Consider the following 19,769-nt stretch of genomic DNA (forward strand, 5'->3'; position numbering starts at 1 on the left):
TTTTTGAAGGATAGTCATGACGTTCAAGGCACCGGACAGCCTCGCTGAGCAAATTGCTCATCATCTTGCCGAGCGGATCATTCGCGGTGAGCTCAAGCCTGGAGAGCGAATTCAGGAGCAGAAAGTCACGCAGGCGTTGAACGTCAGTCGTGGCTCCGTGCGCGAGGCATTATTGATTCTGGAGCGCCGCCATCTGGTGGTGATCCTGCCGCGCCGTGGTGCTCAGGTCACGGTGCTCAATGCGCACAATGTCACCAGCCTGTGCAACCTGATGAGCGAACTGTACATTTTGCTGGCCAATTCGGTAGTCGAGCATTGGCAGGCCGATGATGATCTGCTCCCGTTCATGCAGATACAGCAGCGTCTGCGCGCCAGTTTCGAGCAGCAGGACGCCAAGACGTTCGTCGAAGAGAGCTTTAATGTGATGCGCGCAGCCTATCTGTTTGCCAACAACCCCTATCTTCAGGAAACCGTCGAGAACCTGCAGCCCTCCATGAGCCGCAGCTATTTTCTGGCTCTTGAGCAGCGCAAGGCCGAGATGAGCGATTATCTGGCGCTGTTCGATGAACTGTTTGCTGCCGTGATCGCGCGTGACAAAGCGAAAATTCGCGTGGTGCTGACCAACTATTGCCAGCGCAGTTGTCAGCTCGTGCTGTCTGCCTTGGCGGCGGACTGACGCCATGCGCCTGAAGTGCATCAAGCTGGCGGGGTTCAAGTCTTTCGTCGACCCCACCACGGTGAACTTCCCCAGCAACATGGCGGCTGTTGTCGGCCCCAATGGTTGCGGCAAATCGAACATTATTGACGCCGTGCGCTGGGTTATGGGCGAAAGCTCGGCCAAGAACCTGCGCGGCGAGTCGATGACCGATGTCATCTTCAACGGATCCACCAGCCGCAAGCCGGTCAGTCAGGCGAGCATCGAACTGGTTTTCGACAACTCGGACGGCACACTGGTGGGCGAGTACGCCGCCTACGCGGAAATTTCGATCCGCCGCAAAGTGACGCGCGACAGCCAGAACAGCTATTACCTCAACGGCACCAAATGCCGTCGTCGTGACATTACCGATATCTTCCTTGGCACGGGCCTCGGGCCGCGCAGCTACTCGATCATCGAGCAGGGCATGATCTCCAAGCTGATCGAAGCCAAGCCCGAAGACCTGCGCAATTTCATTGAAGAAGCTGCCGGGATCTCCAAGTACAAGGAACGGCGTCGGGAAACCGAAAACCGCATTCGTCGTACGCACGAGAACCTTGCGCGTCTGACTGACCTTCGCGAAGAGCTAGAGCGCCAGTTGGAGCGTCTGCACCGGCAAGCGCAAGCCGCCGAGAAATATCAGGAATACAAGGCCGAAGAGCGGCAGTTGAAAGCACAGCTCTCGGCGCTTCGCTGGCAGGCATTGAACGAGCAGGTCGGCCAGCGCGAGGCAGTAATCGGCAATCAGGAAGTCGGTTTCGAAGCCTTGGTGGCTGATCAGCGCAGCGCTGATGCGAGCATCGAGAGGCTGCGCGACGGGCACCATGACCTGTCCGAACGCTTTAATCTGGTGCAGGGGCGCTTCTATTCGGTCGGTGGTGATATCGCCCGCGTCGAGCAGAGCATTCAGCACGGCCAACAGCGGCTGCGACAGTTGCAGGACGACCTGCGCGAGGCTGAGCGTGCCCGGCAGGAAACCGAATCCCATCTGGGGCACGACACAACGTTGCTCGCCACCCTTGGCGAAGAGCTGGAAATGCTCGAGCCCGAGCAGGAAATGACCAGCGCCGCCGCCGAGGAGTCAGCCATCGCGCTGGAAGATGCCGAAGCCGCCATGCAAAACTGGCAAGAGCAATGGGACGTCTTCAACCAGCAGTCCGCCGAGCCGCAGCGCCAGGCGCAGGTTCAGCAATCGCGTATTCAGCAACTGGAACAGAGCATCGAGCGACTGGCGGAGCGTCAGCGACGTCTGTCCGAGGAGCGCCAGTTGCTGGTCGCTGACCCTGAAGACGCGGCCATTCTTCAATTGAGCGAAGACCTCGCCACCCGTGACCTGACCCTCGAAGAGCTGCACATGGGCGAAGAGCAGGCTGTCGAGCGTCTGGAGCAACTGCGCGAGGCCTTGCAGCACGCCAGCCAGGCGCAGCAGCAGGCGCAGGGTGAGTTGCAGCGGCTGAACGGCCGACTGGCTTCGCTGGAGGCCTTGCAGCAGGCAGCACTTGATCCCGACACCGGCACCGCGCAGTGGCTGCGTGATCAACAGCTGGCCGAACGTCCGCGACTGGCCGAGGGCCTGAGCGTCGAGGCTGGCTGGGAGTTGGCCGTAGAGACTGTACTGGGCGCCGATTTGCAGGCAGTGCTGGTCGATGACTTTGCCGGGCTCGACCTTGCAGGCTTCGAACAAGGTGATTTGCGCTTGCTGAGTGCCAGTGCCGACACCGTGCGTGTGCCGGGCAGTTTGCTCGAAAAAGTCGAAAGCACGGTCGATCTGTCGGCTTGGCTGGGGCAGGTTATCCCGGTCGAAGATCTGGACGAGGCGCTGTCCCGTCGGCCGCAGTTGAGCGCCGGACAAAGCCTCATCAGTCGCGACGGTTACTGGGTCGGGCGGCATTTTTTGCGGGTGCGGCGTGCCAGCGAAGCGCAGAGCGGCGTGCTGGCGCGAGGTCAGGAACTGCAGCAGCTTGGGCTGGAGCGTGACGAGCGCGAAGCGACGCTTGCAACGCTGGAGGAGCAGTTGCTGAGCCTGCGCGAACAGCAGTCGCAACAGGAAGAAGCACGTGAGCAACTGCGCCGCCGTGTGCAGGACGAAACCCGTCAACAGAGTGAACTCAAGGCGCAACTTTCTGCGGCCAGGGTAAAAGTCGAGCAGTTGACGCTGCGTCGCACGCGTCTGGACGAAGAGCTGGCCGAACTTGCCGGGCAGCGCACGCTGGAGCATGAGCAGCTTGGCGAGTCGCGCCTGCAATTGCAGGACGCGCTGGACGCTATGGCACAGGACACCGAGCAGCGCGAAGTGCTCCAGGCTCAGCGCGACTCACTGCGTGAGCGTCTGGACCGCATACGTCAGGACGCGCGGAAACATAAGGATCACAGCCACCAACTGGCAGTGCGTCTGGGTTCGATCAAGGCGCAATATGATTCGACGCGTCAGGCGCTGGAGCGCTTGCGCATGCAGTCCGAAAGGTTGACGGAAAAACGCGAGCAACTGAGCCTGAACCTGGAGGAGGGTGAGGCACCGCTCGAGGAGCTGCGCCTCAAACTCGAAGAGTTGCTGGAGCGACGCATGGTGGTCGATGACGAAATGCGCATCGCCAAGAACGCTCTGGAAGACGCCGACCGTGAATTGCGCGAAGCAGAGAAACGCCGTACCCAGGCTGAGCAGCAGTCACAGTTGCTGCGCGGCCAGCTTGAGCAGCAGCGGTTGGAGTGGCAGTCACTGACCGTGCGCCGCACTGCGTTGCAGGACCAGTTGCATGAAGATGGCTACGATTTGCACGGTGTGCTTGCCACGCTGACCCCGGAGGCCAGCGAACAGGCCGCCGAGCAGCAACTGGAAAGCATCGCTGGGCGTATTCAGAGGCTGGGCGCGATCAACCTCGCGGCCATCGACGAATATCAACAGCAATCCGAGCGCAAACGCTACCTGGATGCACAGGATGCCGATCTGGTGGAGGCGCTCGACACGCTGGAAAACGTCATTCGCAAGATCGACAAGGAAACCCGCAATCGCTTCAAGGATACCTTCGATCAGATAAATAGCGGAATTCAGGCACTTTTCCCGAAAGTTTTCGGTGGAGGCTCGGCTTATTTGGAACTGACGGGCGAAGATTTACTCGATACAGGGGTGACAATCATGGCGCGCCCACCCGGCAAGAAGAACAGCACTATTCATCTGCTGTCGGGCGGGGAGAAAGCCTTGACTGCACTGGCGCTGGTTTTTGCCATTTTCAAGCTCAACCCCGCGCCGTTCTGCATGCTGGACGAGGTTGATGCTCCGCTGGATGATGCCAACGTCGGCCGCTATGCGCGATTGGTGAAAGAAATGTCACAAACGGTGCAGTTCATCTACATCACCCACAACAAGATCGCCATGGAAATGGCCGATCAACTGATGGGGGTGACGATGCATGAGCCCGGTTGTTCGCGGCTTGTGGCCGTTGATGTGGAAGAGGCGATGGCACTGGTGGATGCCTGAGCAACGCTTGCTCGATCGGCTAAACGGGTGTGAAAAGGCCAGAAAATGCAGCGGTTGTGCGCTAGATGGCACTTTGTGCAGTAAAGAGACGTAACGGACGGTGTAAAGTTACCTTTGGTCGTGCTAGTTTAGTGACCACTTTTTTATTTCAGCGTGGGCAAAATGCCAGTCAGAACATGGACTTGGCACCACGTATTAAAGGGGTTTAGGCCCTTATTTTCAGATTTCTTCATTAGAGGCACTGGATTACATGGAAATCGGTCTGCGCGAGTGGCTGATCGTCATCGGCATAATAGTCATTGCCGGTATTCTTTTTGATGGCTGGCGCCGTATGCGCGGCGGCAAAGGCAAACTGAAATTCAGGCTGGACCGAAGCTTCTCCAACCTTCCGGATGAAGAAGAGCCCGCGTCTGCAGAAGTGTTGGGGCCGCCTCGTGTGCTGGACACCCACAAAGAACCGCAGCTCGATGAGCATGACCTGCCGTCGATGAGCGCGAGTCCGCGTGACAACAAGCGCGGCGAAAAACGTAGCAACGAGAAAAAGCGCAAGGATGAGCCTCAGCAGGGCGACCTGAACCTGGACATCGACGGCCCGAGCCTGTTTACAGCGCGCGACGACGACTTCCCGGACGACAAGCCCGCCCAGCGCATCACCGAAGACAAGGACCTGCCACCGGTCGAAGAAGTACTGGTAATCAGCGTTATCTCCCGCAGCGAAGGCGGTTTCAAAGGCCCGGCGTTGCTGCAGAACATCCTTGAAAGCGGTCTGCGGTTCGGCGAGATGGACATTTTCCATCGCCACGAGAGCATGGCCGGCAACGGCGAAGTGCTGTTCTCGATGGCCAATGCTGTCAAGCCAGGCGTATTCGATCTGGACGATATCGACCATTTCAGCACCCGTGCAGTGAGCTTCTTCCTGGGTCTGCCTGGGCCACGTCATCCAAAGCAGGCGTTTGATGTCATGGTGGCTGCTGCTCGCAAACTGGCTCACGAGCTTGACGGCGAACTTAAAGACGACCAGCGCAGTGTGATGACCGCGCAGACCATAGAGCATTACCGCCAGCGTATCGTTGAATTCGAGCGCCGTGCGCTGACCCAGCGTCGCGGTTAAGCGTCAATGCACCAGCCCCTTGTCAGGAGCGCCCCGGCGCGCCTTGCGGGGGCCGGACTGGAACAGAACAGAACCAACAGATGAGCAGCCTCGGCTGCTTTTTTGCTTTTTGAGAGAACACCCGTATGAAGGCCGTCGAAACCCGAATCCTCGAACTGCGTGCAGAGCTGGATCAGCATAACTATCGCTATCACGTGCTGGACGAACCCAGCATCCCGGATGTCGAATACGACCGCCTGTTTCATGAACTCAAGGCCCTCGAGGCCGAAAACCCGCATCTGGTCACGCCGGACTCGCCCACTCAGCGGGTTGGCAGCGCAGCCTTGTCGGCTTTTACCCAGGTACGTCACGAAATGCCCATGCTCAGCCTGGGCAACGCGTTTGAAGAAAACGACCTGCGTGAGTTCGACCGCCGAGTGACCGAGGGCCTGGATTTGCCTGCCGGTGATCTGTTTGGCGAAGGCGGCAAGGTGCAGTACAGCTGCGAACCCAAGCTCGACGGCCTGGCAGTCAGCCTGCTGTACCGCGACGGAGCGCTGGTGCGCGGTGCAACGCGTGGCGATGGCACGACGGGCGAAGACATCAGCGTCAATGTGCGCACGGTGCGCAATATTCCGCTCAAGCTGCAAGGCAAGGGCTGGCCGGATGTACTGGAAGTGCGCGGTGAAGTGTTCATGTCCAAGGCCGGTTTCGAGCGGCTCAATGCCAGCCAGCTGGAAATGGGTGGCAAGACTTTCGCCAACCCGCGCAATGCCGCTGCCGGCAGCCTCCGTCAGCTCGACTCGAAGATCACCGCCAATCGTCCGCTGGAATTCTGCTGCTATGGCCTGGGCCAGACCTCGGCGGAAATCGCCGACACCCATATCGGCGTATTGAATGCGCTGAAGAAGTGGGGCATGCCGGTCAGCCGCGAGTTGAAACTGGCGGATGGCGTCGAGGAATGCCTGGCCTATTACCGCGACATCGGCGAGCGACGTCTGACGCTGAGCTACGAGATCGATGGCGTGGTGTTTAAGGTCAATAACCTGGCTGCGCAGCGCGAACTGGGTTTTCGGGCTCGTGAGCCACGTTGGGCCATTGCCCACAAATTCCCGGCCATGGAAGAGCTGACCGAACTGCTGGACGTCGAGTTTCAGGTGGGGCGCACCGGTGCTGTTACGCCCGTTGCACGTCTCAAGCCGGTCAAGGTTGCCGGGGTCATGGTCGCCAACGCAACGCTGCACAACATGGACGAGGTGGCGCGGCTGGGTTTGATGATTGGCGATACCGTGATCATTCGCCGAGCCGGTGACGTCATCCCGCAAGTGGTGCAGGTGGTTGCCGAGCGTCGTCCAGACACCGCTAGACCGGTCGAGGTGCCGCAGACCTGCCCTGTGTGTGGCTCGCATGTCGAGCGCACGCAGTTGATCAAGCGCAGCAAGGGCAAGGAAACCGTCTTTGAAGGGGCGGTATATCGCTGTGTTGGTCGTCTGGCCTGTGGCGCGCAACTCAAACAGGCAATCATTCATTACGTGTCGCGGCGTGCCATGGATATCGGGGGGCTGGGCGACAAGACCATCGAGCAACTGGTCGATGAAAAGCTCATTGGTTCACCTGCCGATCTGTACAAGCTTAAATACGAACAGATTATCGATCTTGAAGGTTTTGCCGAAATCTCCAGCAACAAGCTCCTCAAGGCAATCGCCGACAGCAGGCAGCCGACCTTGGCACGCTTCATCTATGCCTTGGGCATCCCGGATGTAGGCGAAGAGACGGCCAAGGTGTTGGCGCGTTCGCTGGCGTCGCTGGATCGTGTCAAACAGGCGCTGCCGGAAGTTCTGACCTACCTGCCGGATGTCGGCCTGGAAGTCGCTTACGAGATTCACAGCTTTTTCGAGGACGAGCACAATCGCAACGTCATTGATGCACTGTTGGGTGAATGCGGTCTGCAGCTTCAGGATCAGGGTGAGTTGGGGGCCGAATTTGCGGCCGGCACTACTCTGGAAGGGCTGATAGACAAGCTGCACATTCCATCGGTAGGGCCGGGCGCTGCGCTCAAGCTGGCCGAGAAGTTTGGCACGCTGGAAGCAATCATCGGCGCCGACTGGCTGGATATGCGTCAGGCGCTGCCCGAGAAGCAGGCCAAGTCGGTCCGCGACTTCTTTGATGACAGCGCAAACGCCGAGCGCGCCCGCGCCATCGAAGCCCAGCTCAAGGACTTTGGCATGCACTGGCGCAGCGAGAAGAAAACCGTCGAGGGCTTACCGTTGGCCGGCCAGACCTGGGTGCTGACCGGCTCCCTGGAGCGCATGAGTCGCGACGTCGCTAAGGAAAAACTCGAAAGCCTGGGTGCCAAGGTGTCCGGCTCGGTATCGGCGAAGACCCACACCGTGGTCGCCGGCCCCGGCGCTGGTTCGAAACTGACCAAAGCCAACGAACTGGGCCTGACCGTGCTGGACGAAGACGCACTGCTCAAGCGCCTGACCGAACTGGGCGTGGCGGTTGACTGACATCGCAGTCATGCCGCGCGTCTAGAGCAGACGCAGAGCCTCCGGAACGGCATGCCTGCAGCTGTGTGTGGGCGCGGCAGGTGTTCAGGCGCGCGCTTTATCGTTCCTGTGCTCCAGCGTGGGAATGCCGTTCATGACGCTCTGCGTCACATGCTTGATGCGTACCGTTCTGGCCCATGAACATGCCTTCAACCCTATCATCCATGCCGCTCGATAATATTTTTGAACCCCTGAAGCGTCAGCATGATCTAGTCCATGCAAGATCAACGGGAGATCGCCATGTATCGCTTTTTCGAACAACTCAGTTCACGCATTACCGCCCCATTTATCGGCGAATCCAAACGTAACAGCAAGGTCTGGCAATGCACGTGCGGCCAGTCGGTGTTTTTCCCCAATTCCCAATGCCTGGCGTGTTCGGCGGCGCTGGGTTATCTACCTGAGCAGGGTCGCGTCGCGACGCTTGAAGCAGGGCCAGCGCCCACTGTCTGGCGCCTGAGTGACGAGCCCGGTGCCGGCCTGTACCGACGTTGCGCCAACCTCGACACGGCCGCAGCCTGTAACTGGCTGTTCCCGGAGCACAATGCTGGCGAGTTTTGTGTCGCTTGCAGCCTCAATCGCACGATCCCCGACCAATCCATCGCTGAAAACGGCGAGCGCTGGCGCAAGGTCGAGACCGCCAAGCGCCGTCTGGTCGCGCAACTGATTTCTCTGGGGCTGCAAGTCATCCCCAAGAGCATCGATGAAGAAGCCGGCCTGGCTTTCGATTTTGTCGGTGTGGATCTGGAAGGCAAACTGCCGACGACTGGCCACGCCAATGGCTTGATCACCCTGAACATCGAAGAAGCCGACGATGCCCACCGCGAAGCAATGCGTGTGCAGATGCACGAACCCTATCGCACGTTGCTTGGCCACTTCCGCCATGAAGTCGGCCACTACTATTGGGACCGATTGATTGCCGACACCCGCTGGCAGGACGGCTACCGCAACCTTTTCGGCGACGAGCGCGCCAGCTATGCCGATGCGCTGGATCACCACTACAAGAATGGCGCCCCCGATAACTGGCAGGAAAGCTTCGTCAGTGCTTACGCCACGATGCATCCTTGGGAAGACTGGGCCGAAACCTGGGCTCACTATCTGCACATGATGGATGCGGTCGACACCGCGCTGGGTTTCGGCATGAGCGCTCGCGAGATGGAACTCGATTACCAGCCGTTCCCGCTGTATGTCCTTTACGACCCACAGCATCCGGGTGGGCCGGCGTTCCTGTCGTTCGTCAATGCCTGGATCGAGCTGGCGAGCATGCTCAACGAGCTGTCACGCAGCATGGGCCAGCCGGATTTCTATCCATTTGTGCTGCCGCCAGCAGTCATCGCCAAGCTGCACTTCATCCATCTGGTGATTCAGGATGCAGGCGGCAAGGCCGACGAGGTTCTGCTGGCCCAATAAGAGCTGCAGCGCCCGACACAGCCGGTGTCGGGCGCTTGTTCAGGCAGTCTCTCAGAGCTTCAGCGTCAGCCTGCGCTCAAAACCGATCCGGCCGCGATACGCCTCACCGGTATCCACCCAGCCCTGGCCCGTATACAGCCCAATGGCGGCGCCATTGTCTGCGTCCACCGAGAGCATCAGTTGAGTGATGTCCGGCCATTTCAGGGCCAGCGCCGCAGGCAGTGCCTGCAGGCACTGCTTGCCCAAACCTTTGCCCTGTTCACGGCGGTCGATCTGCAACGCGTGCAGTGTCGCAGTCAGCTCTTCCTGAGCCCAATCCGGAAGGCAGTCGCCACGCTTGAGCAGAAAAAAGCCCACCGGCTGCTCGTCCGCCAGAAGCACAAAGCCACGAACGTTCGAGTTGGGGTTGACCAAAAGGGTATTGAGCGCGGTGTAGATGTCGCCGGAGAACTGTATCTGCTCCTGCGTGACCTCAAGCTGCTCCAGCTGTTGGCATTGGGTTGGGTTGAGATCTTCGTAGCCGACCAATCGAGTCTGCATGAGCAACCTGCTGGCTGATTATTGTTGAGGCGGGCACGGTACATGATCAGCGCGGGGTGTTTCGAGGATTTGCTGCGCCTTCCGCGAAGGTGAATTCCGGCTCCGGCCCCCTGCACACAAGTGCTTGAGCCCTATCGAAATTTTTATCGGAGGCAACGGTTGTAAACTCGCGCCAGACCGGTACAATGGCGCGGCTCGCCAACTGGTGAGTGTCGTTATGGTGACCCCATCGGTCCCCCCGCAACGATTACCCGTGAACCTGGTCAGATCCGGAAGGAAGCAGCCACAGCGGGAACATTGTGTGCCGGGGTGTGGCTGGTGGGGGCACCACCTGTCTACAGATCCTTTTCCCGAAAAGGTCTGCTCGCAAAAACTCTTCTTGCCCAACCTTTCCGCACCGAATTCCGGTGAAGCTTTCGCGCGTCAGCGGAAAAGTTCTGCGCGGCGACTCTCGCAAGCCCGCCAAGCGAGCTACTGTAACGTCTGCCTGTCCATGCCTATTAGTTCATATCAAGTTTGCCTTCTGGAAAAATACGGCGGCGCTCCTTGCGCACGATGTTTTCATGTTTGCACGGTGTATAGAACGCGTTGAAGCGGCTCACATCCAGAGTTTTCCTGGCAAGGGCGCAATAAGCCAATGTGTCGTACTCGGCTTCGGTGATGAACTTATACAGGTCGTGGCGATACAGAAACCCTATCTGAAAGGCGAGGGTTTCGGTGGGATAACGAGTGGGCTCGACAAAGCAGTTTTCCATGTCGATCAGATTCATCGGCTCGACAGCCTTTTCGTTAAGCATGATGTTAAATGCCGAAACGTCCATGTGATAGATGCTCTTCGCATTGCTCTTGCGTAACAGTTCAAGTGCCTGTTGCACAAACCAGTGTGCTCGCGTCGGGTTGCACTCCAGCCAAGCCTGTCCGTTGGTGTAGTCGTCCAGCAGTTCGGTCAGTAGAAGTGTTTCCTGCACCAGGCCCACGCCGCGCCGAATATAGCCAAAACCGACTATCGAGTGAGAGGGAATGCCACGCTCGCTGGCTGCCAGCGCGATTTCAGGCTGTCGAGCAACTGGGATTTGGCGAACAGTCGTGTGCTGCCAGCCAGCAACGGGCCGCTTATGCGCTTGCGAGATTTGCTTTTGGGCTGATCGAACCAGCGGACAATCGAATCAAGTAGTTCGGCAGAAGGTATTTCACTGAAATGAAAGGTGGCGTTGGCGATATGGCGAGTATGTAAAAACCTGGAAAGCGCCGACGACACGGACAGCATGATCGAATCCATTCTGTGTTTAATAAAGCGACGCATTATTTCACTGAAAACAAGCTGTGCAATGACTTTTATGAGTGTTCATACCTTGTTATTTATCTGGTTATTTATCTGGTTAGTTGGTGGGCAACAGTACTTGCATAAGCACCGTAGTGCGTTGGTCAGAAGGTACTGTCGACCCATCGGGCGTGAGTAAGCACGCAAGCAGTGCATAAGTTGGCAAGTTTCCGGGTGGCTGCACTGTTTTGGCGGGGCAGTGGCAACACCTCGGTTCATTCCCCACGTGATGTGATCAGAATCCGGCTGAACCCTCGACACCCTGTGTAACCTAACCCCCTACGCGTCGCTTGAAACCGTTCTACGGCAAGGGGCAATTCAGGTCGCTGCGGGTGTCACGGGCTTTCGGTCGGGCGTCTCGCAGCATTGGAGCCGGGGGCCGGATGGAACAGGACATAATCAGATTTTTCACAGACTCGCAATTTTTGGGCATTTCGCTCGCCAACTGGGTGCTGGCAGTTATTGCCTCGACTGTCAGCTTCGTGCTGGTCCGGGGTGTCATTGGTTTTGTGCTGAGAAAGATGCGCTCGCAACCCGCGGCGCCCAGCACGCATATGCGCTACATCGTCATCCAGGTATTGTCGGGCACCAGTAATACCTTGTTGTTGCTGGCGTCGATTCTGATCGGGGTAGGCATGCTTGATCTGCCCGAGCGCTGGCTAGGGCGGGTCAGCAGCCTGTGGTTCGTGGTCGCGGCTTTGCAGGTCGGGCTGTGGGCCAATAGGGCGATTGCGCTGGCGCTGCACCGCTATTTCGTCCGCCACAACACAAACGGGACGTTTCAGGGCAGTGCTTTGGCAACCTTGAGTCTGTGGGGGGCGAAAGTGTTGCTGTGGGCCACGGTGGTCATGGCCATGCTGTCCAACGTCGGGGTCAATATCACGGCGTTCGTGGCCAGCCTAGGGGTTGGCGGCATCGCAGTAGCGCTGGCGGTACAGAACATTCTGGGCGATGTGTTTGCGTCGTTGTCCATCGCGGTGGACAAGCCGTTCGAGATCGGCGACTTCATCGTCGTGGGAGAACTGGCGGGTACGGTAGAGCATATCGGGCTGAAGACCACGCGCATTCGCAGTCTGGGCGGCGAGCAGATCGTGATGGCCAACGCGGACATGATCAGCAACACCATTCAGAACTACAAACGCTTGCAGGAGCGGCGCATTGTCTTCGAGTTCAGGCTGACATATGACTGCTCTGTCGACCAGATCCGCGAAGTGCCGAAGAAGGTCGAGGCGATCATCAATGCGCAGAAGCTGGCGCGCTTTGATCGTTCGCATTTCCGTGGCTTTGGCGAGACATCGCTGGAGTTCGAGACCGTTTTTATCGTCCTCGACCCCAGTTACAACGTCTACATGGATGTGCAGCAGGCAATCAATCTCGACATCATGGAAGCCTTTGCCGAGCTGGATGTGCGCTTCGCGTTCCCGTCCCGCACGGTGTACGTGGCGTCCTTGCCACCTGTGAAGACCGCGCGACCGACTGCGCTGGAGGCTGCCGACGCGAACGCGTGAGGCAGTGTCAGGCAGTGTCAGGCAGGGAAGTGCAGTGCGTTGGTCAGATCGCCCATGGGCGTCTGGCCGCGTGCAACCATCGCTTCATCGCGGCGTTTCAGGCCGTCGAGTTTTTCCAGGCCGTGGATGCGGGTAATCAGGCGCAGGATGGAGGCCGTGTCATACACCGTGTGATCCACCTTGCCTTTGCGCGCGAAGGGTGAAATGACCAGTGCCGGAACACGTGTGCCGGGGCCGAAGCGATCGCCTTTCGGTGGCGCTACGTGGTCCCACCAGCCGCCGTTCTCGTCGACCGTCACGACAATCACCATGTTGTCCCACTGCGGGCTTTCGCGCAGCACCTTGATCACCCGGTCGATGTGCCGATCGCCCGAGGCTACGTCTGCATAACCGGCGTGCATGTTCAGGTTGCCCTGTGGCTTGTAGAAGGTCACGGCAGGCAACTTGCCGGCTTCAGCATCGGCGAGGAAGCGGTTGGTGCTCGATTCGTCACTCAAGCCGCCGTCACGCAAGCGCTTCTTACGCTCTGTCGGGTTCTGTGGCCCTTGCTGCTTGAAGTAGTTGAACGGCTGGTGATGGTACTGAAAGTTGGGGATTTTCGGGATGCCGGTGGAGTCCTTGAACTCATCGAGCGTCACTTGCCAAGCGCCGGCGTACCAGGCCCAGTCCACATTCCTTTTCGACAGCTTGTCACCGATGTGCTCGTGGCTTTGCGGGACCAGCACATTGGGCAGGTCCGGCTTGGAGTAATCGGGGTTCTGCGGATCGCGCAGCCAGGTCGGCCAGTAAGGCGGCGCCATTGTGTTGACCGCATAGTTATCTGGCGTGATTGCGCTGGGGCCGAACTGCGGTGGCCCCTCCATTGCGCTGGCCGGTGAATTGTCCAGCGGTTTCAGGCGTGTGTCGTGGGGGTTGAAGCTTTGCAGGGTGGCGATCTGCGTCTTGGCTGGAGACTCTGCGGCATTCGGGTAAATCGGTGCCGTGGCAGAAATCAGGTATTGATGGTTGAGAAACGAGCCGCCGAATGCGCCCTGGAAGAAGTTGTCGCACAGCACAAACTCCTTGGCGACGTCCCACAGGCGCAGGGAGTATTGAGTCTGCGCGTAGTTGCCCATGGTCAGGCCGCCGGCATCCGCCCAGGCGACGAAACGATCATTCCTGCCGTCGTTGATCTGCATCTGGTTCTGGTAGAAGACGTGCCAAAGATCGCGCGTCACCAGGCTCAATGGCAGGTCTTCAGCGTTCGGGCCTTTGAGCGGGAAGGGCGCGTTGGGCAGGTTTTCCTGAAACTGCACGCCAACCGGGTACGTCACGCCGTCGACGGTCTGCGGCCCTACCTGCAGAACGCCGCCCCAAGCGGGAGGCAGTTTGTCCAGCAGCTTGCCATCACGGTCGCGCTGCTGGTAATCGGCAGGTCTGACCGAGGAAAGAGGCTTTTGAACCCCCGGAAAATCCCCGAACAGGTTATTGAAACTGCGATTCTCGGCGTAGATCACTACCACTGTCTTGACGTTTTCACGCAGCGCACGGTCCAGTGCCGGGCCAGCCAGATGATGCCGTTCGTTGTCCGCGGGCAGCGGCGGTTTCTCATGGGCTGATACGTAACCGCTGAGCGTAACACCTGCGCCCAAGGCTGCCATCCCGCCGAGGAAACGACGGCGGCTGGGGTTTTCGTTGGTGTCTTCGTCGTCCGGTCTATCGCTCATCGCCCAATACTCGCGCTGGTTAGTTTGTTACCAAAGATTTCAGGCGAGGGTAGCGAGGAAATGTGACGGGATTGCTACAAGGCAGTGGGGCTTATTGATGAGCGAGTTGTGAGGTGTAGTGGTCGATAATTTGCTCGATCTCTCCCGACATGCGCATTTGCAACAGCGTACGCAGAATCCTGCTCACTGGCAGGTCCGGGTTGTCGCGGATCAGGCAGGCTGCTGGTTGCTCGGCGATCATCGCGACAGGCTTGAGCTTCTTGCCGACAGGCAGGCTGCGATTGGTCCACTCGAGGATCAATTCATTGGTGACCGCGTAGTTGTAACGTCCGGCAATCAGTTTGCCCAGCGCCTGCTTCTGAGTGCGTGCGTCTTCGCGATTCAGGCGGTGACTGTCAAACAGGTGCTGCAGGGCGGGGTAGTTGTAGCCCAATACGGTGCCAACGGTTTCATTGTCGAACTGCTCGGGATAAGGGCCCGCAGCGGTTTCTGCGGAGGCAACCAGCCAGTCGCGCTGATAAAGGATCGGCAGGCTCCAGAGATAATCGCCTGAGAGGTCCGGGTACCACGCCTGTGAGCCGTAGCAATAGATGTCTACCTCGTTATTCTCAAGCGCAGCCTGAATGCGCAGGCGCGGCATTACGTGGTATTCGGCCTCCCTGCCCACATGCTGGACCAGGCTTCGGGTGATATCGAACAGAATGCCGGCTTCTGGCTGGTAGTCGGTGATGTGGATCATCGGCATGCTCCAGCCTTCATTGATCGCAAAGCGCAAGGGCGGCTGCGCTGCGTGGCTGGTTTGCGCGGATGAGAAGAGCAGCCCCGTCACGATCGCTCGCAAAGGCACAGTCAAGGCAAGGGCCAGGATATAGCGCTTCAATTCATTCATTTAGCCAGCTTAGCCACAATAGAGACGGACACCGGATGCAATTTTGCCCCTGCTCGGCTAGCATTGGCGGTCTTCCGCTTACCAGTCGCGACGGTTTTCAATGAGTTATCAGGTTCTAGCACGTAAATGGCGTCCGCGCTCGTTCCGCGAAATGGTCGGCCAGGCTCATGTGTTGAAGGCCCTGATCAACGCGCTGGACAGTCAGCGCCTGCACCATGCCTATCTGTTCACCGGCACACGGGGCGTCGGCAAGACCACTATTGCGCGGATCATCGCCAAGTGCCTGAACTGTGAAACCGGTATTACCTCGACGCCTTGCGGCACCTGCTCGGTGTGCAAGGAGATCGACGAAGGCCGCTTTGTCGACCTGATCGAGATCGACGCCGCCAGCCGTACCAAGGTCGAAGACACTCGCGAGCTACTCGATAACGTGCAGTACGCGCCAAGTCGCGGGCGTTTCAAGGTCTACCTGATCGACGAAGTTCACATGCTGTCGAGTCACTCGTTCAACGCCTTGCTCAAGACGCTTGAAGAGCCGCCGCCGTACGTCAAGTTCATCCTCGCGACCACCGATCCGCAAAAGTTGCCGGCGACCATTCTGTCGCGTTGCCTGCAGTTTTCTCTGAAAAACATGACGCCCGAGCGTGTGGTCGAACACCTGACCCATGTGCTGGGTGTCGAGAATGTGCCGTTCGAAGACGACGCCCTGTGGCTGCTTGGGCGCGCCGCAGATGGCTCGATGCGCGATGCCATGAGCCTCACCGACCAGGCGATTGCCTTCGGTGAAGGCAAGGTCATGGCTGCCGATGTGCGTGCCATGCTCGGTACGCTGGACCACGGCCAGGTGTTTGATGTACTGACTGCGCTGCTCGAAGGCGATGCCCGAGGTGTGCTGGAGGCTGTGCGTCATCTGGCCGAGCAGGGGCCTGACTGGAGCGGGGTGCTTTCGGAAATACTCAACGTGCTGCACCGCGTGGCTATTGCCCAGGCGCTGCCCGAAGGCGTCGACAACGGCCATGGCGACCGTGATCGCGTGCTGGCGCTGGCCCAGGCGCTGCCGGCCGAAGACGTGCAGTTTTATTACCAGATGGGCCTGATCGGCCGTCGAGACCTGCCGCTGGCCCCTGATCCGCGTGGCGGTTTCGAGATGGTGCTGTTGCGCATGCTGGCATTCCGCCCAGCTGACAGCGAGGACGCGCCCAGACAACCGCTAAAGCCAGTGGGGATCAGCCAGGCCACGGTTGATTCCCGCAAAGCAGTGGCGGATGCGACACCTGTTGCATCGGCGGCTCCGGTAGCGCCAGTCATGGCCGCTCCAGACCCCGCTTTCGAGGCCGTGCCGCCCGCCGCTCCGGTGAAGGCCGACGCTACGCCAGCGGCGCAGCCAGTGCCGAAAGCCGATCCCGAACAGAAAGCCGAGCCGGTCGAAGAAGTCGATCTGCCGTGGAATGAACCCAAGGCGCCGGCTGCCGAAGCCGAGCCCGCTGCAGAAGCGGACCCTGTGGTCGAGCCTGTTCTGGAAACGCTCTCTGCGCAGCCAGACCTTACGCCGATGCCCAGCCCCGCGCCTGCCAGCCCGGTACCGGACGCGCCTGAGGCCGAGGCCTCGCAGTCGGCGGTCGAAGAGTATGCTGCCTCAGCGATGCACGAAGCCATCCCGGATTCGGCCTACCTGTCTGCATCCGTGAATGCTGCGCCGATGGACCGCGAAGATGAGCCGCCGGAAGACGACGATTACGTCGAACCGGACATCGATATCGACCCGGCGTCTTACAGTTATCTTGATGAGCTGGCGCATGAAAGCGTCGTCGAGCTTGAAGCTGTCGAGCCTGAGCCGGCCCCTGCTGCCATGCCCGCCACCGGTCTTGCCGCCGAATGGCTGGAAGTGTTTCCGAAACTGCCTGTTTCCGGCATGACCGGCAGCATCGCTGCCAACTGCACCCTGATATCGGTCGAGGGCGATGACTGGCTGTTGCACCTGGATCCGGCGCACAGCGCGCTGTTCAACTCGACGCAGCAGCGCCGTCTGAACGATGCGTTGAACCAGTACCATGGTCGCACGATCAATCTGAGTATCGAGCTGATCAAGCCCGAGCAAGAAACCCCTGCTCAGGCAGCTTCACGCTTGCGTGCCGAGCGTCAGCGACAGGCTGAAGCCTCGATCCAGGCCGACCCGTACATCCAGCAGATGCTGCAACAGTTTGGTGCCGTGATCCGGGAAGATACGATCAAGCCTGTTGATCCGCCTGCAGTGCAGGCCCAATAACCGAGATTTGGCGCGATTGGCGCCGTGCAAACGAACCATCCATTTTCGAGGAGATATCCCATGATGAAAGGTGGCATGGCTGGCCTGATGAAGCAGGCGCAGCAAATGCAGGAAAAAATGGCCAAGATGCAGGAAGAACTGGCCAACGCAGAAGTTACCGGTCAATCGGGCGCAGGCCTGGTGAGTGTGGTGATGACCGGTCGTCATGACGTCAAGCGCATCAATCTGGATGACAGCCTGATGCAGGAAGACAAGGAAGTGCTGGAAGACCTGATCGCCGCTGCCGTTAACGATGCTGTGCGCAAGATCGAACAGGCCAGCCAGGACAAGACCGCTTCCATGACCGCTGGCATGCAGCTGCCACCGGGTATGAAGCTGCCGTTCTGACGGTTGTTTGCGCGAGGATCAATGCCAGGCCTGGAGCCTGGCATTTTTCTGTCCGGGTTTCTTGTGCATGAGTCGAACTGATTCTCGCGTCAATACGCGGGGCTTTGCCACGTCCTGCGTTGCCTTGCAGGCACTGCACATAAAGGAAAAGCGCTTTTTCATCACGATGGCACTGACGTCGCAGAACCCTGGTGTGACGCGGAGCGTCACGAAATGCATTATCACGCGGATCGATCATCGTATTGGAATGCCCGGAAAATGGGGCGTTCAGGCTTCTGCCCGAAGGGCGTGGGGGCGAGCTTGCTCGCGAAGCCGGTGTTTCAGACGCCGCGTTTTTGGTGATGATACTGGCCCTTTCGTGAACAAGTTCACTCTCACGGCCTACGGCCAGAATCAAGAGCGGGCTTGTGCAAGACGCTGAACGCTACATGGCAGCAATAAATGCATCAACCAACCGTGCCAAACCCCACAATTGCTTTGATCTCCAGATACTCCTCAAACCCATGCACACCATATTCGCGGCCATTGCCCGAGCGTTTGTAACCGCCGAACGGCGCCATCGGGTTCCAGTTGGGGTAGTTCAGGTGGACCTGGCCGGCGCGAATGCGCGAAGCGACCGAACGGGCCTGTTCAAGGTCTTGGCCCTGAACATGTGCACCCAATCCGTAAACCGTGTCATTGGCAATGGCGACCGCTTCATCGATCGTGTCGTAGGCAATCAGGCACAGCACCGGACCGAAGATCTCTTCCTGGGCGATACGCATCGATGAGTCCACCTCAGAGAACACCGTCGGTTGCGTGAAAAAGCCCTGCTCGTGACCCGGCACACGACCCGGCCCGCCGCACACCAGCTTCGCTCCCTCGCTGATTCCTGCATCAATCATTGCCTGCACACGATGAAACTGTGCCTCATTGGCTATAGGCCCCAGCACCGTGCGCTCTGCTTGCGGATCACCGACGATGATGGACGCTGCCGTCGCGGCGGCCAGCGCTTCTACCTCTGCCAGACGCTCCCGCGGCACGATCATCCGCGTCGGTGCGCTGCATGACTGGCCGACATTACGAAAGGCCGCCATCACGCCAGGCGGCACGGCTTTGGCGAAGTCGGCATCAGGCAGCAGAATGTTCGGGGACTTGCCGCCCAGTTCCTGAGTGACTCGCTTGACGGTCGGTGCAGCGGCTTGCGCTACCAGTGCGCCTGCGCGGTTCGAACCGGTGATCGAAATCATGTCGATGTCAGGGTGGGCCGCCATAGCACCACCGACTTCCGCTCCACTGCCGTTGACCAGATTGAATACTCCAGGTGGCAAGCCGGCGTCATGCACCAGTTGCGCGAACAGCAGCGCGCTCAGCGGCGACAGTTCGCTGGGTTTGAGCACCACAGTACAACCCGCCGCGATGGCCGGCGCGACTTTGGCGGTGATTTGATAAAGCGGCCAGTTCCAAGGCGTGATCAGCCCACACACGCCGATCGCTTCGCGGTTTATGGCTGTGCTGCCTTCGACGGTCTGGAAGCGGTAAGTCGCCAGCAGGTCACGCGCGACCCGCACATGCTCGGCAGCAAGCGGCACCTGCATGGCGCGTGCAGAGCTGATTGATGCGCCCATTTCCAGCGATATCGCCTGTGCCAGTTCTTCCTTGCGTTCGATGATCAGCTCATGGATGTGGTCGATGAACTGCGCACGGACTTGCGCTGAGGTGCCGGACCAGCTCGCGAAAGCCGCACGCGCTGCTGCCACTGCACGATCGACATCGGCGGCAGTGCCACTGGCGACATGCGCAACGACTTTCTCGGTTGCCGGGTTGACCACAGGAATGCTGGCCGGGGTGAGCGGGGCGCACCAGTGACCGTCGATATAAAACTTCTGCGAGGTGTTCGGATCGACGCAGTGGCTGTTCAAGGGCTGAGTGGTCATCCAGCGGGCTCCCTGGAGCAA

Annotated in this window: 14 protein-coding genes and 1 other RNA gene; 9 read left to right on the forward strand and 6 right to left on the reverse strand. The window is 59.3% G+C overall.

Annotated elements, in window-relative coordinates; all coding sequences use genetic code 11:
• Nucleotides 1-16: 16 nt before the first annotated feature.
• The 5 genes from I9H09_RS09670 to I9H09_RS09690 all read left to right on the forward strand — a co-directional run bounded on the left by I9H09_RS09670 (nt 17) and on the right by I9H09_RS09690 (nt 9,215).
• A complete protein-coding gene (locus I9H09_RS09670; RefSeq protein ID WP_005890739.1) occupies nt 17-676 on the forward strand; it encodes a GntR family transcriptional regulator in 660 nt (219 codons plus the stop codon).
• 4 nt (nt 677-680) lie between these two features.
• Complete coding sequence (gene smc, locus I9H09_RS09675) at nt 681-4,169, forward strand: chromosome segregation protein SMC (protein ID WP_122347502.1); 3,489 nt, start codon at nt 681-683, stop codon at nt 4,167-4,169.
• Nucleotides 4,170-4,419: 250 nt separating this feature from the next.
• Complete coding sequence (gene zipA, locus I9H09_RS09680) at nt 4,420-5,280, forward strand: cell division protein ZipA (protein ID WP_005890270.1); 861 nt, start codon at nt 4,420-4,422, stop codon at nt 5,278-5,280.
• A gap of 125 nt (nt 5,281-5,405) precedes the next feature.
• Entirely contained in the window at nt 5,406-7,769 is a 2,364-nt protein-coding gene (gene ligA, locus I9H09_RS09685; RefSeq protein ID WP_122347503.1) for an NAD-dependent DNA ligase LigA, read from the forward strand.
• Between the two features lie 279 nt (nt 7,770-8,048).
• Entirely contained in the window at nt 8,049-9,215 is a 1,167-nt protein-coding gene (locus tag I9H09_RS09690; RefSeq protein WP_122347517.1) for a zinc-binding metallopeptidase family protein, read from the forward strand.
• 51 nt (nt 9,216-9,266) lie between these two features.
• Here I9H09_RS09690 and I9H09_RS09695 read toward each other — a convergent pair whose 3' ends face one another.
• On the reverse strand, nt 9,267-9,755 hold the full coding sequence (locus tag I9H09_RS09695; RefSeq protein WP_005890274.1) for a GNAT family N-acetyltransferase: 489 nt from the start codon (nt 9,753-9,755) through the stop codon (nt 9,267-9,269).
• A gap of 227 nt (nt 9,756-9,982) precedes the next feature.
• On the opposite strand from I9H09_RS09695, the gene ffs reads away from it, so the two are divergent.
• Nucleotides 9,983-10,079, forward strand: an RNA gene (ffs, locus tag I9H09_RS09700) — signal recognition particle sRNA small type.
• Nucleotides 10,080-10,255: 176 nt separating this feature from the next.
• Here the strand turns inward: ffs and I9H09_RS09705 are convergent.
• Nucleotides 10,256-10,732 carry a hypothetical protein gene (locus I9H09_RS09705; protein WP_235661423.1) on the reverse strand — a complete coding sequence of 159 codons (477 nt, stop codon included), beginning with the start codon at nt 10,730-10,732 and terminating at the stop codon, nt 10,256-10,258.
• 26 nt (nt 10,733-10,758) lie between these two features.
• Entirely contained in the window at nt 10,759-11,022 is a 264-nt protein-coding gene (locus tag I9H09_RS09710) for a hypothetical protein (protein ID WP_235661422.1), read from the reverse strand.
• 437 nt (nt 11,023-11,459) lie between these two features.
• Between I9H09_RS09710 and I9H09_RS09715 the strand changes: the two genes are divergently transcribed.
• On the forward strand, nt 11,460-12,584 hold the full coding sequence (locus tag I9H09_RS09715) for a mechanosensitive ion channel family protein (protein ID WP_054991332.1): 1,125 nt from the start codon (nt 11,460-11,462) through the stop codon (nt 12,582-12,584).
• Nucleotides 12,585-12,601: 17 nt separating this feature from the next.
• On the opposite strand, the gene I9H09_RS09720 is transcribed toward I9H09_RS09715, so the two are convergent.
• Both I9H09_RS09720 and I9H09_RS09725 read right to left on the reverse strand, forming a co-directional pair.
• Entirely contained in the window at nt 12,602-14,290 is a 1,689-nt protein-coding gene (locus I9H09_RS09720) for an acid phosphatase (RefSeq protein WP_122347504.1), read from the reverse strand.
• A gap of 91 nt (nt 14,291-14,381) precedes the next feature.
• A complete protein-coding gene (locus tag I9H09_RS09725) occupies nt 14,382-15,179 on the reverse strand; it encodes a substrate-binding periplasmic protein (protein ID WP_122324715.1) in 798 nt (265 codons plus the stop codon).
• Nucleotides 15,180-15,279: 100 nt separating this feature from the next.
• Between I9H09_RS09725 and dnaX the strand changes: the two genes are divergently transcribed.
• Both dnaX and I9H09_RS09735 read left to right on the forward strand, forming a co-directional pair.
• On the forward strand, nt 15,280-17,445 hold the full coding sequence (gene dnaX, locus I9H09_RS09730) for a DNA polymerase III subunit gamma/tau (RefSeq protein ID WP_122347505.1): 2,166 nt from the start codon (nt 15,280-15,282) through the stop codon (nt 17,443-17,445).
• A gap of 60 nt (nt 17,446-17,505) precedes the next feature.
• On the forward strand, nt 17,506-17,832 hold the full coding sequence (locus tag I9H09_RS09735; RefSeq protein WP_002552818.1) for a YbaB/EbfC family nucleoid-associated protein: 327 nt from the start codon (nt 17,506-17,508) through the stop codon (nt 17,830-17,832).
• A gap of 446 nt (nt 17,833-18,278) precedes the next feature.
• Here I9H09_RS09735 and I9H09_RS09740 read toward each other — a convergent pair whose 3' ends face one another.
• Nucleotides 18,279-19,748: an aldehyde dehydrogenase family protein gene (locus I9H09_RS09740; RefSeq protein WP_236502281.1), complete on the reverse strand. Its 1,470-nt coding sequence runs from the start codon at nt 19,746-19,748 to the stop codon at nt 18,279-18,281.
• Between the last annotated feature and the right edge of the window lie 21 nt (nt 19,749-19,769).

Origin of the sequence: Pseudomonas tremae, assembly GCF_023278125.1 — a bacterium.
In the GTDB taxonomy this organism is placed as follows: domain Bacteria; phylum Pseudomonadota; class Gammaproteobacteria; order Pseudomonadales; family Pseudomonadaceae; genus Aquipseudomonas; species Aquipseudomonas tremae.

Excerpts from the sequence above, each read along its gene's own strand:
- I9H09_RS09670 (WP_005890739.1), top strand. The coding sequence starts at position 17 with ATGACGTTCAAGGCACCGGACAGCCTCGCTGAGCAAATTGCTCATCAT.
- smc (WP_122347502.1), top strand. The coding sequence starts at position 681 with ATGCGCCTGAAGTGCATCAAGCTGGCGGGGTTCAAGTCTTTCGTCGAC.
- zipA (WP_005890270.1), top strand. The coding sequence starts at position 4,420 with ATGGAAATCGGTCTGCGCGAGTGGCTGATCGTCATCGGCATAATAGTC.
- ligA (WP_122347503.1), top strand. The coding sequence starts at position 5,406 with ATGAAGGCCGTCGAAACCCGAATCCTCGAACTGCGTGCAGAGCTGGAT.
- I9H09_RS09690 (WP_122347517.1), top strand. The coding sequence starts at position 8,049 with ATGTATCGCTTTTTCGAACAACTCAGTTCACGCATTACCGCCCCATTT.
- I9H09_RS09695 (WP_005890274.1), bottom strand. The coding sequence starts at position 9,755 with ATGCAGACTCGATTGGTCGGCTACGAAGATCTCAACCCAACCCAATGC.
- I9H09_RS09710 (WP_235661422.1), bottom strand. The coding sequence starts at position 11,022 with ATGCTGTCCGTGTCGTCGGCGCTTTCCAGGTTTTTACATACTCGCCAT.
- I9H09_RS09715 (WP_054991332.1), top strand. The coding sequence starts at position 11,460 with ATGGAACAGGACATAATCAGATTTTTCACAGACTCGCAATTTTTGGGC.
- I9H09_RS09720 (WP_122347504.1), bottom strand. The coding sequence starts at position 14,290 with ATGAGCGATAGACCGGACGACGAAGACACCAACGAAAACCCCAGCCGC.
- I9H09_RS09725 (WP_122324715.1), bottom strand. The coding sequence starts at position 15,179 with ATGAATGAATTGAAGCGCTATATCCTGGCCCTTGCCTTGACTGTGCCT.
- dnaX (WP_122347505.1), top strand. The coding sequence starts at position 15,280 with ATGAGTTATCAGGTTCTAGCACGTAAATGGCGTCCGCGCTCGTTCCGC.
- I9H09_RS09735 (WP_002552818.1), top strand. The coding sequence starts at position 17,506 with ATGATGAAAGGTGGCATGGCTGGCCTGATGAAGCAGGCGCAGCAAATG.
- I9H09_RS09740 (WP_236502281.1), bottom strand. The coding sequence starts at position 19,748 with ATGACCACTCAGCCCTTGAACAGCCACTGCGTCGATCCGAACACCTCG.